The sequence below is a fragment of the Nodosilinea sp. P-1105 genome (assembly GCF_012911975.1).
Taxonomy (GTDB): domain Bacteria; phylum Cyanobacteriota; class Cyanobacteriia; order Phormidesmidales; family Phormidesmidaceae; genus Nodosilinea.
Window position 1 is genome coordinate 61,035 of sequence record NZ_SMDQ01000008.1, and the last position, 12,855, is coordinate 73,889.

A 12,855-nucleotide genomic window follows, 5' to 3' on the forward strand; every position below is an offset into this window, starting at 1 on the left:
TGGTCATACCCGACTTTTTTTGTCGGGTATGTTTGATCTGATTTTACTCTCCGTGCTAGACTCCGTTCCATCGTCGGAATCATTGATATTCCAAGACTTTCAAAGTTTTGCTTAAGTTGTTTAGATCTGTAGAGACCCACAGGCCCTGTTATGACCCAGTCCATTGAACGCCCCACCGTTGCTGCTCAAACGTTTTCTGCCCTGAAATGTCGAGAATGCGGGGAAACCTATGATCTCGGCGCTAAGCACGTCTGTGAAGATGTGTGCTTTGGCCCGCTAGAAGTTGCCTATGACTATGATGCGATTCGCCAGCGGGTCAGTCGCAGTACGATTCAGGCGGGGCCGTTGTCCATCTGGCGTTATAAGGACTTTTTGCCGGTCAGTTCGGACAATCCGATTGATGTGGGTACCGGTATGACCCCTTTAGTGCGGGCCAATCGCTTAGCTCGGCGTCTGGGACTGAAAGAGCTTTACATCAAAAATGACGCAGTCAATATGCCCACCCTGAGCTTTAAGGACCGGGTGGTATCCGTGGCCCTGACCCGGGCAAGGGAGTTGGGCTTTACTACGGTGTCCTGTGCCAGTACCGGGAACCTGGCGAATTCTACCGCTGCGATCGCCGCCCATGCTGGTCTAGACTGCTGTGTGTTTATTCCCTCTGACCTGGAAGCCGGTAAAGTGCTAGGCACTCTGGTATATGGCCCCACGGTAATGGCTGTGCACGGCAACTACGACCAGGTCAACCGTCTGTGTTCTGAAGTGGCCAACACTTACGGCTGGGGCTTCGTCAATATCAACCTGCGTCCCTACTATTCTGAGGGCTCCAAGACCCTGGGCTTTGAAGTGGCCGAGCAACTGGGCTGGCGTCTGCCTGACCACATTGTGGCCCCCTTGGCCTCTGGTTCCCTGTTCACCAAAATTTACAAGGGTTTCCAGGAATTTACCAAAGTGGGCCTGGTAGACGCCAAAGATGTGCGCTTTAGCGGTGCCCAAGCCGAAGGATGTTCGCCGATCGCCCAAGCCTTCAAAGAGGGTCGCGACTTTGTCACGCCGGTCAAGCCCAACACCATCGCCAAGTCCATCGCCATTGGTAATCCCGCTGACGGTATCTATGCCCTCGACATTGCCCGCAAAACCAATGGCAATATTGAATCAGTCACCGATGCGGAAGTGGTGGACGGCATGAAGCTGCTGGCCGAAACCGAAGGCATCTTTACGGAGACGGCCGGGGGCACCACCATTGCCGTGCTCAAAAAGCTGGCTGAAGCCGGCAAAATTGACCCGGATGAGTGCACTGTGGCCTACATCACAGGCAACGGCCTCAAGACCCAAGAAGCCGTTCAGGGTTACATCGGCGAACCTCTCGCCATTGAACCCAAACTAGACAGCTTTGAGCGGGCTCTAGAGCGGGCTCGCACCTTGGATCGGTTGGAATGGCAACAGGTGCTGGTTTAGTAGCTGATACCCGATACCCGATACCCCAGAAACCCACCCCTACCCCTCCCAGGAGGGGATGCCGGTATCCCATACCCAATATCCACCCCCTGCTCTACAATTTCTTCTGCCTGTCGTTTTTCTCGCTTTACCTATTTCATCAACATGGCTGTAAAAGTACTGATTCCTACCCCGCTGCAGAAATTCACCAATAACCAGGCCGCCCTAGAATGCAAAGGGAATTCCATTGTGGAACTCCTGGATGACTTGGAAACGAACTGTCCTGGTATCAAAGCTCGTCTGTGCGACGATACGGGTGAACTGCGCCGCTTTATTAACTTCTATGTCAACAGCGAAGATATTCGCTTTTTAGATGGCAAAAACACGGCCCTTAGTGACGGTGATGAAGTGAGTATTGTCCCTGCTGTTGCAGGGGGTTGAGGGGCCACCCTACCACCGGTTGGCAGGTGGGCATCACCTTCTTAGATCAACACAATTTAAGCAATTCAAGAGCCAGGGAGTTCCCCCTGGCTTTTTTTATGCAGCCCATGTCCTGATTACCATCTTGCCCCCCTGCCTTGGTTAGACCCTCAAGATCACGGGGCCGCAGTCCGGCAGGTAGAAGTTAGCCATGACAGAATCTAAAGTTTATGAAAAACCGTTTCCCAGTAACAACGGCCTCAAAGGTAGTCATTAAAATAATCCCTAAGTATTACCAACTAAGCCAGGGTGCGTGGCTTGGACGCTTCGCCTGGCGGGTTTGCTGGTTCAGCTAACGCGCTAGGTAGTGGTTTAGCTGGCCGCTCCTGACGCTAAGGTGATTAAATTCCTTTTTTCAGTTATGAGTTATAGCTTTGACATTATTGGTATTGCCCCGGTGCTGCAATTTTTTAGCCACCAACAACGGGTTGAAACCAGCCGCGATCGCAGCCAAGCCTATCTAGGCAGCTACTGCTGTACCCTAGATGGGTTTATCGAGGCCACTGAAATCGTTCATCATAAACCCGACTGGGACTGGGACGCCATTGTCAATAAGATGGTGGAGTTTTGGCTAAACCAAGAAGACAACGTCCGCCACTGGAAACAACAATTTGCGTCCACTGAGGGTAGTGACCACCTGGTGGTTGCCCGGGTAGTCAACTACACCAGCCTACGCCACGAATTTGAGGCTCTATTTGACGATTGAGGCGGTTCGGAAGCTATGATCACGAAGAACGTGCCAGAATAAGAGTGTTCTAGCCCATGCTTGATCCAGAATTTTGGTAAACCTTCCTTGCCTTTTGAGCTAGGTACAGGGACCATCCCCTGGTCAAGGTTGAGTTGGAATGTGCTTAAGGCGATATTCTTAAGGCGACGTTGGTTACTGCTGGCATTTTAAGGCACCGTTGATCAGGTTACTCGTTAAAATCCGCGATGTGTTTCTCCGCTGGTGGGGAGACTTTACCCTGCAGACCCGACTAATGGCGGGGGCAACATTAGTGGTGTCCTTAATTACCAGTGGGCTTACCTTTTGGGCGGTCAACACCATCCAGCATGATGCCCGTCTCAACGACACTCGCTTTGCCCGAGACCTGGGCTTGCTATTGGCGGCCAATGTCGCACCTTTGGTAAACGAGGCCGATCGCACTGAACTGGCCCGCTTTTCCTACAGCTTTTACCAAAGCACCTCTAGTGTACGCTACATGCTCTATGCCGACGAAAATGGCGATATTTTCTTTGGCATTCCTTTTTCTGAAGCTGCGGTGCAAAACTCTCTGACCCTGCGGCGACGGATGCAGCTGCCCGAAGGGTACGCCCAAAACACCGATCGCCCCTTGGTTCGCCAGCACATTACCCCCGCCGGGGAAGTCACCGATGTGTTCGTACCGCTCAACTACAACGGCGATCATCTGGGGGTGCTGGCCCTGGGAATTAACCCCAACCCCACCGTTGTAGCCTCCTCCCATTTGACTCGCGATGTCACCATTGCTGTCTTTGTCTCCATTTGGGTGATGGTTATTTTAGGAGCGGTCTTCAATGCCTTGACAATTACCCAGCCGATCAAAGAACTGCTGACTGGGGTGAAAAATATTGCCGCCGGTAACTTCAAACAGCGAATTAACTTGCCCCTGGGCGGTGAGTTAGGCGAACTGATCTATAGCTTTAACGATATGGCTGAGCGCCTAGAGCGCTACGAAGAGCAAAACATTGAAGAGCTGACGGCCGAAAAAGCCAAACTAGAAACCCTGGTATCCACTATCGCCGATGGCGCTATTTTGCTCGATAGCGACATGCACGCGGTGCTGGTTAACCCCACAGCCCGCCGCATCTTCGGCTGGGATAACCAGTCCCTAGAAGGGCAAAACATCCTTGAACATTTTCCCAGTCCAGTCAGGGTGCAAATGACCCGGCCCCTGTTTCAAGCGGTTCAGGGGGATGCCGAAGCCATGGAATTTCGGGTGCCTTTAACTGAGCCCAGTAACCGTACCCTACGCATCTTGCTGAACACCGTCTTGGACCAGGCCAAAGAAAATGTCAAAGGGCTCGCCATTACGGTGCAAGATATCACCCGAGAAGTGGCCCTCAACGAAGCTAAGGCTCAATTTATCAGCAATGTCTCCCACGAGTTACGCACACCGCTGTTCAACATCAAGTCATTTATTGAGACTCTCCATGAATACGGTGAAGATCTGAGTGATAACGAACGTAAAGAATTCCTGGAAACCGCCAACCACGAGACCGATCGCCTTACCCGTTTAGTGAATGACGTTCTCGACTTGTCGCGCCTTGAATCAAACCGTCAGTATCAGCTTGATGCGGTAGATATCAGCCAACCGATTGAACAAACCTTGCGCACCCATAGACTGAACGCCAGGGACAAGCAAATCGAACTTCTGCAAGATGTTGAGCCTAACTTGCCACCAGTCTTTGGCAACTATGATTTGCTGTTGCAGGTCTTTAGCAACTTGGTGGGCAATGCCCTGAAATTTACTGAGCCTGGGGGACAGGTGATGCTACGAGCTTACCAACTCTCCAACTGCCACGATAATACCAGGGCCATGGACTGTATTCGGGTCGAGATCTCAGATACGGGTATAGGTATTGCTCTAGAAGACCAACAAGCTATTTTTGATCGCTTTTTCCGGGTAGAAAATCGGGTTCATACCTTGGAAGGAACCGGTCTAGGGTTATCCATCGTGAAAAATATTATTGAAAAGCACAACAGCCAGGTGAGGCTGGTGAGTGAAGTGGGAGTCGGGACGACATTCTGGTTTGATTTGATGTTGAACCCCCCAGATCATAGCTCTGCCCTAGCCCATGGTCAGACAAGTGCGTCTGGCAACCAAGGAACTGAAGCCGAATCGCCTGTGACCATCACCCTAGAACCCGTGATTGCAGCAACCCTTGATCCCCCGTCCCTATCCTAGGTAAGGGCATCGTTATGGTAGCTATTGCGCTAATTTCCATTGCAATGTGAGCTTAAGCTATATGAACCTGACCTTACAATTAAGATTAGAGCCGGTGCCGTCGTCGCCAGACCATGCAGAATCTTCAACGTCAACAACAATCGCCTAGTAATCAAGAGCGCCAGACCGAAATTGAGTGCATCCAAGAGGTCATGCTGCTACTCGATAATTTATTTAATCGAGAAGAAGCGACAGTTAAGTCAGTGCTTGACTGCCTTTATGATGTGGGTTCTATCCGGTTAATTAATCAAAAGGTGAGTATTAAAGCCCTCCGTGGTCCGCTCAAGGGTATTGCTCGGTTTACAAAACCCGTCTTTCGCATTTTTGCCCTCCGCTGGTTCAAGAAGAACAGTCCCTGGCTGATCACCCGCTGGCTATTTAACCAGGTGAAATTTGAGGATAAGCCGTCTGCTTCCCAGCCAACAGACGATGAGGTCACCCTGATTGATGTGGTGCCTGTGCAAAATACATTGCCACCATTGGTCGAAAAGCAAGCGGCTGAAATTAATTCTCTGCGCGATCGCGTTAGTTGGCTGACGGTAACGGTGATCGTGCTAGCATTCCTTGGATGCCTAAACCTGCTGACTTAGGGTTCATGATTTGCGGTATGCGGTTCAAAACGAGCCGTAGACCTTGCACCGTATACCGTAGACCCTGTTGACCCGTCACCTCTGGCTTAACAGAATGACAGAACACTAGGATGTTGACTAGGCCCATAGGGTATCACTAAGCCCATTACTTCAATTGGTGACCACAGCTCCCACAAAAGCGATCCTCTGGACTAACTGAGGCCCCACACTGGGTGCAAAACTGTCGTTGCCCCTTCGGGGTAGCCTCAGTATTCCCCATCTGCATCTCCATATTGCCCATGCGCATGGCCATGGGATTAGCAGACATCTGCATATTACCCATGCGCATCGGCTGCATCGGTTGCATGGGTTCCATGGGTTCCATGGGCTGCATCGGTTCCATCGGTCGCATTTTAGGCACAGGCATATGGTCTGTCGGCTGCACCGCTATCGTTTGACCGCTGGCCCAGGCAGCAGCGCTAGTCGCCAAGCCAATTTGGCTGCCTTGGACTTGAACCATCACGACCCCCTGGGCTGACACACAACGAATTAAAACCCCATTCCCCACTTGGGCTACTTGGGGCACGTCTGTCCAGGGTCCTGTGTGTACAGTATTGCTGGCCTGTTGTTGCTGGCCTGCGCCAGTGCTGGAAACCAAAATAATCGTGGCATTGCCCTGGTTATCTAGATAAATAGAATGGCCAGGACCAAGATCACAGCGATAGGGCATAGTACAAGGGTCATGAGTTACCGTTACCATTGTGAAAGGTTTGACGCTAATGTCGCCGAGTTTCACCTTTCTCTTAAGATCTAGGGTTGAGCCAAAACAATCAATGACGAAAAAGGGGATCTAGGATGAACGGTCAGCGGTACACGGTTTAAGGCGAGCTGTAGACCACTCACCGTAAACCGTGCACCCTGTCAGCCCAATACCTTTAACTGGATAGCCCACGAACCCCGATGATCTCTATCATCCAGCGTAGGCGGGAGGTAATTGTGGGGGCATTGTTCTAGCCAGTACTTCCACTGGAGGCGCGTCCCTGAGGTAACCTAAAACTATCCTGACTGACCATTAGACCTGATTGAAGGCAAACCGCCAAGCCATCCCGCGGGGTGGCGGTTGGCACTGTGCAACAACGACCTATGGCCAAAAAAAGTGCAGGGCTGCTAATGTACCGCACCCAGTCTGGACAGCTGGAAGTATTGTTAGTGCATTCTGGCGGTCCCTATTGGGTGAAACGATACTGGCAGGCTTGGTCTATTCCTAAGGGGGAAATTGATCCGGGTGAAGACACCTTCGAAGCCGCCAAGCGAGAATTTCAAGAAGAAACAGGGCAAATTCCCCAAGGGGTTTTCTACCGATTGCGTCCGGTGCGGCAGGCAGGAGGAAAGCTGGTTTTTGCTTGGGCCTTTGAAGGTGATTTTGATCCAGCGATGCTGCATAGCAATACTTTTGTTCTAGAATGGCCTCCCCATTCTGGGCAAATGCAAGAATTCCCAGAGGTGGATCGGGCCGCCTGGTTTTGCTTGGAAGAAGCTAAAAAGCGGATTATTAAAGCGCAGGCGCAGTTTTTAGAGGATTTAGTCGTTACCGTAGACCAGGCTCAGGCCACCTTGCCTTAAACCCTGTCTTAAGGCTACTGTGTACACGTAAGTCCCAGAACCTTTGCCGCCAGGGCTTTTCCCACTCTGCAGGAAGCGCAAGCTCTACATCCCCCACTCTTCGAGAAGCAAGCTACGCCCATTTTTGGGAGAGGGGGACGGTTGGCGTAGCCTGCCCAGAGGGCTTGGGGGTGAGGGCCGAGATGTGTATACACGGTAGCTGCCTTAAGGAGAGGGGCCTAAATGATTTGTCGGCTTTGCACAGCCTGTGATAGGGCTGCGCTAAAGCTAAGGAATGTTGCAATTCTGCTGCCTTGGCTTCAGGAACCTCTCTTGGGGCGAGGGGAAAGGCTTACAATAGCGACTCAGCGCCAACCATTCAGCAAATTACCTGTGTTTGCCACTGTTCTCATTGCTCTCAACAATTCCCCTTCTGACAACGCCATTGTAGAAGCTGCCGGAAATCTGGTGCTTGCCCCCCAAGCACGGGTGATTATGGTTCATGTTTTGCCCTATGCCGATGATGTGGCTGGCCAAGATGCCTCTCGACCGCTGCCTGCCAATCACGACTTTCCCCACTACGACATTGAGCAACACCTCAGTGCTTGTGCCCAGCGACTGGTGGATAGTTCTCCTGTGATCGAGGTGGTCCCGGGGGAGCCCGACCGGGAAATCATTCGGCTGGCTAATATTTATCAAGTTGATTTGATTGTGTTGGGTAGCCGTGGCCTCCAGGGGGTGAATCGCATTATTGAAGGATCAGTTAGCAGCCAGGTCCTGGAACAGGCCCCCTGTACGGTCATGGTGGTTAAACCAAGAGGCCAAGGGGACAGGGGATAGGGGACAGAGGACAGGGGATAGGCGGGGTTAGTCAGTTGACCTGCAGGGTCCTGGGTTAACTGGCGATAGGTTGATTTTGATGTTGGTTTTGATGGCTCAAAAACTGCCGAAGCCGCCACATTGTTATGGTTTGGCCAAGATTTAGCGGTAACGCAGAAACCCCTTCTAGGCGCGACTGGACCCATTGATCGCCCCAATACCACTGGTGAAATCCATCAATTCCCCCAGCTAGCACCATCTGTAAGCTGTGATCGGTTACCTGTTGAACCTGGTGACGCACTTCAACCAAGCCTAGGTAACTATTAAACACAAGCCCTTCATGGAGCTGCTCAGGCAAGCCTTCGGCAAAGCGTTGGGGCCAAAGCCATTGACGAAACTTTCCCGGTTGGAGCAAACTCGCTTTAATCTGTGGCTGGGTGGCGTCTACTTCGATGCGTAGATGGCTTTGTTGAAGGGTCCCTAGCATAGCTTTGTTGGCAAACAACACCTCTCAGTATGCCAAAGAAGACCAGCCACCGCAGTCCTATATGCAGGCAACTAAAGCTGGGCCACCCTAGACCTTCTACAATATTCAATAAGGATTGTTAAGTAACACTGGGGCAACGCATGGCAGATCAACTAATTCGAGCGACCGCCGCTGATGGAGGCATTCGGGTGGTCGGGGTGATCACCAGTAAGCTAACGGAAGTCGCCCGGCAACGGCATCACCTATCCTATGTGGCTACAGCAGCCTTGGGGCGCACCATGGCGGCAGGACTGTTGTTGGCTTCTAGCATGAAGCGATCGCAGTCTCGGGTCAATATTCGAGTGCGCGGCGATGGTCCCTTGGGGGGCATTTTGGTCGATGCCGGTTTAGACGGCACCGTGCGGGGGTATGTGGATAATCCAACCATTGAGCTGCCCCCCAACGCGGCTGGCAAATTGGATGTGGGCGGAGCGGTAGGCCGCGAGGGTTATGTTTACGTGGTGCGAGATATAGGCTACGGCTACCCCTATTCCAGCACCGTCGAGTTGGTATCAGGGGAGATTGGTGACGACTTAACCCACTATCTGGTGAACTCTGAACAAACTCCGTCGGCCCTGGTGCTGGGGGTATTTGTGGGGGCCGATGGGGTCGAAGCAGCTGGTGGGCTGCTGCTGCAAATTTTGCCGCGGGCGGCTGAAGATGCCGAAATGGTGTCGCTGCTGGAAAGTCGTCTATCGTCGCTGACGGGATTCACCCCCCTGCTCCGCGCCCACAAGACCCTACCCCAAATTTTTGATGGGTTGGTGGGAGACATGGGTCTCGAAATTTTGCCTGAATCTCAATTGGTTCAGTTCAATTGCCCTTGTTCTTTTGAGCGGATGTTGGGGGCATTGAAACTATTGGGAGAAGAAGAGCTGAGGGACATGATTGAAACTGATAACGGGGCCGAGGCCACCTGTCATTTCTGCAACCAGGTGTACCACACCAATAGTGACCAACTGGCCCAGCTAATTGAGGATTTACGAGATGAAAAGCAAGCGGCCAGGCAATAAATCTCTGGGGAATGAACTGACTCTCGCCTTATCATCTCAATTCACTGGAAAGGTATGGGTTGATTAACCAAGAGCGGCGGCGATACCCTCTGGGCAGGTCTTATATCAGGTCTTATATAAAGTAACGTGGCCGTATCCGTGATCGAAACCCCGGAGCATATCAAAGCCGCCGAGCTGGCCACCCACGAACTCAATGCCAGCTTTTTGACGGTCATGCTAGAAGGACGCTACACCGACGCCCATCTGGTGGCAGAGGGAGAGAATGCGGCCAAATTCACCGAGGAGGATTTGCGGATTATCGCCAGCCCCCTCGACTTTGTCGGCATCAACGTCTACCTGGCGGCGGCCTATGCCAAGGCGATCGACACTGCCCCTGGCTATGAATTCGTGCCCATTAACGACTCCCACCCCCGCACCGCTTCGCCCTGGCACCGGGTGACCCCCGAGGCGATATACTGGGCACCGCGATTCGTGCAGTCGCTGTGGAACGTTCAAGCTATCTACATCACCGAGAGCAGATGCAGCGCCAGCGATTCCCCCGACGACCAGGGCCATGTCTACGATACCGATCGCATTACCTATCTGCGCAGTTATCTCACCCAGCTCCAGCGGGCCACCGCCGATGGGGTGTCGGTACGCGGCTACTTCCACTGGAGCACCCTGTTCGAGGAAAATACACCCCGTGCCCCGATTGACGTACCAATTCTCATTGCCCACGGCACTGCCGACCCACTGATTCCCATAGAGCTGAGCGAAGCAGAAGCCGCCCGTCGCTGTGAGGCCAGCGAGGATGTACAGTTTGCCCGCTATCCCGGATCCTCCCACGATGCCCGTGACGATACGGCAGTATATATTTTGGGCTGGGTGGTTGATCGCTTTGCCGGACGACCCAGCGCTTCAAACTGCGAGGGAGACTCGATCAGTCGATACTAAAGCCCACCCGTTGACCATTTGCCTCAAAGGCATCGGGGGACATCAGGATTAATACCTAACCACCACTGACCACTGTGCACCCTCGCAAACCCAAATAGTTCAAGCCGGTCAAGCCTGATGACAACAAGCTTAAGCCCCTCTCCACCGCCGAACATCAGTTGGCGATGGCCGATGAAGAGCGCCGCCTAATTCAAAGTCTAATTCCAGCAGTTAGGCTTTGACCTATTTGGTGGCTTCAACGACCTGCCGGAGAGTGCCAAAACCACGAACGTTACTGTTACAAATGTTTATCAAGATTCTGGTTTAATCGTAGCAGGCGAAACATTGTCTTGCCTTTAAAGTAAAGATTAAAAACCATTATCGAAAAATATAACTACCTCATCTTTTCTTCATATAAGATGAGGATAACTCGATAAAGTTTGATCAAAATTTAATCGCTCTTTACAAAAAAACACAATGAACATCCTCATTCAAGATCGCTATACCGTTACCGTACTTCCTGGTACACGAGATCATCGGGGCTATTTTGTTCAAGATTCCACCTATGAATTGGTAGGGGTAAGCGATGCTGGTTGGGCTCGCATTTGCCTGGACAGTGCAGCTTGTTATTACGTTGATCCCGCTAACCTGCACGACAATTCCCCAGAGCTAGCATAGGCTATGCCAAGTCCAGCCCATCAATCGGTAGAACGTCTTCCAGAAGTCACCTCAGTTCGTCAATAAGGGCCAAAGGGCTAACGTTAACCTCATTGACAACGGCGATCGCGTCATCAGTATCTTGACCGCTTTTAGCCAATATCTTTCATAGCTGGGCTGGCCAGTCATTGATGTCATCTGAGCTATTGAAAGATCAATCTCGAAAGAATTAATCTCGAAAGAGAAGGAATTCCCATGCAACTCACCACTAAAATCTTTTCAGTGTACATATCAGACTTTGCCGTTGAACTACGAGACGATCAAAGTCAGTACTTTGGGCAAGGTCGGTTAGTTTGTAGCCAACACAATTATGAAAGCCTGCGGAAATTTGCCAAGAACTTAGCGCTTAATCGGGCGGTTCCGCTGCAAGACTACACCCAGTCACAAGTACAGTACCAATACTAACGCCGCCCAACCTTAGCCAACCGGGGAACTTTCCCCAGTCGACCTGTCATCAGTCGTAGGGCGAGGCGTTTCAGCGGGGGAATGGCATTCAACACCTCGATGCCAAGGCGACGCAAAATCACTAAAGGCCAAATATGATTGGAAAAACTGCGGGTGAGCAGGTCAGTGAAGCTTAGAATGACCCAATTTTCCCAGCGCCGCCAGCGCTCGTAACGGCATAGAACGTTCACTGTACCCAAGTCTAGCCCTCGACCAAAGGCGTCACTGAGCACCTCAGCTAAAGCCGCCGCATCCCGAATGCCCATGTTTAGGCCCTGCCCCCCCACAGGATGGCAACTGTGGGCGGCGTCGCCCACTAGGGCTAGGCGATGCTGCACGTAGCGATCGCATTGCATCAGTTGTACCGGAAACATCACAGGCCGGGTTAACCGCTTCAGTCGCCCCATTTGGCTGCCATAGCGACGCTCTAACTCGGCCATAAATTCCGCTTCTGGCAAATCAACCATAGCCCTAGCCTGATCGTGGGGGGCCGTCCAGACAATCTGGCACCGCTGGCCCGGCAGGGGCAAAATTGCAAACGGCCCACTGGGCCAAAACCGCTCATAGGCTGTATTTTGGTGGTCTGCCTCTGGCTCTAGCACAGTGGTAATGCAGGACTGCCAATACTGCCAGCCAAAGGTTTGAATCTCGGCTTGCCGCCGCAGGGGAGACTGCTTACCGTCAGCGGCCACCACTAGAGCAGCCTGTAAGGGGCGATCGCCTGCGGGAGTGGTCAATCGTCCCATCACCTGGTGGCTGCCCGGTTGCAGGTCCACAGTCAGGTTGGCCGAACTAAAGTAGTGGATGTTGGTCGCCTGCTCCACCGCCTGCTGCAGCGCCCGCATCAGCACCGGGTGCTCTGCCCCGTAATACACCGCCTCGGTGCCCAAATCCGCAGGTACAAACCGCACGGCCCGAGGATAGTCGCCATCAGACAAACGCACCTGCTGAAAATGAGTAATCTGCGGCCCCACCTGCGGCCAGAGCCCTAACCCTTTAAAGATATCCCCAGAGGTGAGGGAAAAGGCATAGGCCCGCTGCCGGGACGCAGCGGCCTCTGGGGTCTGGGCTTCTACCACAGCCACCTGCATCCCTGAAGGGCTCAAGCCTAGGGCCAGGGTCAAACCAACAATGCCACCCCCGACAATCACCACATCCACAGTCACAGCAGACAGAGACGTTGGGCCTAAATCAGCCGCCGCTGCACGGTCTTGGACATGATCTTGAGGCTGGCGCAGGGATGGAGTAGTGGTCATACAGGCTAACGAAGCACGAACAAGGCCCTAAAAACTAGGCTATGTCTATTGTGGACCCAGGCTTCTACGGAAATCAACCTGAGTTCCCATTGGTTTGGAGTCGTAGGGTTGATTCGG

14 protein-coding genes are annotated in these 12,855 nt (G+C 52.5%); 11 read left to right on the plus strand and 3 right to left on the minus strand.

Going from position 1 to position 12,855, the window contains the following annotated elements; genetic code table 11:
* The first annotated feature begins 150 nt into the window (after positions 1-150).
* The 5 genes from thrC to E1H13_RS26825 all read left to right on the plus strand — a co-directional run bounded on the left by thrC (position 151) and on the right by E1H13_RS26825 (position 5,470).
* Positions 151-1,455 carry a threonine synthase gene (gene thrC, locus E1H13_RS05560; protein ID WP_169612417.1) on the plus strand — a complete coding sequence of 435 codons (1,305 nt, stop codon included), beginning with the start codon at positions 151-153 and terminating at the stop codon, positions 1,453-1,455.
* Between the two features lie 144 nt (positions 1,456-1,599).
* Positions 1,600-1,875 carry a MoaD/ThiS family protein gene (locus tag E1H13_RS05565; protein ID WP_169612418.1) on the plus strand — a complete coding sequence of 92 codons (276 nt, stop codon included), beginning with the start codon at positions 1,600-1,602 and terminating at the stop codon, positions 1,873-1,875.
* A 400-nt stretch (positions 1,876-2,275) separates the two neighbouring features.
* On the plus strand, positions 2,276-2,620 hold the full coding sequence (locus E1H13_RS05570) for a hypothetical protein (RefSeq protein WP_169612419.1): 345 nt from the start codon (positions 2,276-2,278) through the stop codon (positions 2,618-2,620).
* A gap of 199 nt (positions 2,621-2,819) precedes the next feature.
* Entirely contained in the window at positions 2,820-4,841 is a 2,022-nt protein-coding gene (nblS, locus tag E1H13_RS05575) for a two-component system sensor histidine kinase NblS (RefSeq protein WP_240966474.1), read from the plus strand.
* A 113-nt stretch (positions 4,842-4,954) separates the two neighbouring features.
* Positions 4,955-5,470, plus strand: a complete 516-nt coding sequence (locus tag E1H13_RS26825; RefSeq protein ID WP_206070077.1) for a hypothetical protein — start codon at positions 4,955-4,957, stop codon at positions 5,468-5,470.
* Between the two features lie 145 nt (positions 5,471-5,615).
* Here E1H13_RS26825 and E1H13_RS05585 read toward each other — a convergent pair whose 3' ends face one another.
* Entirely contained in the window at positions 5,616-6,179 is a 564-nt protein-coding gene (locus E1H13_RS05585; protein WP_169612420.1) for a zinc ribbon domain-containing protein, read from the minus strand.
* A 413-nt stretch (positions 6,180-6,592) separates the two neighbouring features.
* Here E1H13_RS05585 and E1H13_RS05590 point away from each other — a divergent pair, with 413 nt between their 5' ends.
* Together E1H13_RS05590 and E1H13_RS05595 are read left to right on the plus strand one after the other, a co-directional pair.
* Positions 6,593-7,072, plus strand: a complete 480-nt coding sequence (locus tag E1H13_RS05590; protein ID WP_169612421.1) for an NUDIX domain-containing protein — start codon at positions 6,593-6,595, stop codon at positions 7,070-7,072.
* Positions 7,073-7,444: 372 nt separating this feature from the next.
* The gene (locus E1H13_RS05595) at positions 7,445-7,891 is read left to right on the plus strand and encodes a universal stress protein (RefSeq protein WP_169612422.1); all 447 of its coding nucleotides are present in this window, start codon (positions 7,445-7,447) and stop codon (positions 7,889-7,891) included.
* A 55-nt stretch (positions 7,892-7,946) separates the two neighbouring features.
* Here the strand turns inward: E1H13_RS05595 and E1H13_RS05600 are convergent, their stop codons facing one another.
* Positions 7,947-8,357 (minus strand): hypothetical protein, encoded by a 411-nt coding sequence (locus tag E1H13_RS05600; protein WP_169612423.1) that lies wholly within the window; start codon positions 8,355-8,357, stop codon positions 7,947-7,949.
* A 140-nt stretch (positions 8,358-8,497) separates the two neighbouring features.
* Here E1H13_RS05600 and hslO point away from each other — a divergent pair, with 140 nt between their 5' ends.
* The 4 genes from hslO to E1H13_RS05620 all read left to right on the plus strand — a co-directional run bounded on the left by hslO (position 8,498) and on the right by E1H13_RS05620 (position 11,443).
* Positions 8,498-9,409: an Hsp33 family molecular chaperone HslO gene (gene hslO / locus E1H13_RS05605; RefSeq protein WP_169612424.1), complete on the plus strand. Its 912-nt coding sequence runs from the start codon at positions 8,498-8,500 to the stop codon at positions 9,407-9,409.
* Between the two features lie 126 nt (positions 9,410-9,535).
* Positions 9,536-10,342 carry a family 1 glycosylhydrolase gene (locus tag E1H13_RS05610; RefSeq protein ID WP_169612425.1) on the plus strand — a complete coding sequence of 269 codons (807 nt, stop codon included), beginning with the start codon at positions 9,536-9,538 and terminating at the stop codon, positions 10,340-10,342.
* Positions 10,343-10,798: 456 nt separating this feature from the next.
* Positions 10,799-10,999: a hypothetical protein gene (locus E1H13_RS05615; RefSeq protein ID WP_169612426.1), complete on the plus strand. Its 201-nt coding sequence runs from the start codon at positions 10,799-10,801 to the stop codon at positions 10,997-10,999.
* A gap of 234 nt (positions 11,000-11,233) precedes the next feature.
* On the plus strand, positions 11,234-11,443 hold the full coding sequence (locus E1H13_RS05620; RefSeq protein WP_169612427.1) for a hypothetical protein: 210 nt from the start codon (positions 11,234-11,236) through the stop codon (positions 11,441-11,443).
* Here the strand turns inward: E1H13_RS05620 and E1H13_RS05625 are convergent.
* Positions 11,440-12,738, minus strand: a complete 1,299-nt coding sequence (locus tag E1H13_RS05625; protein WP_169612428.1) for an FAD-dependent hydroxylase — start codon at positions 12,736-12,738, stop codon at positions 11,440-11,442. The genes E1H13_RS05620 and E1H13_RS05625 overlap by 4 nt on opposite strands.
* Between the last annotated feature and the right edge of the window lie 117 nt (positions 12,739-12,855).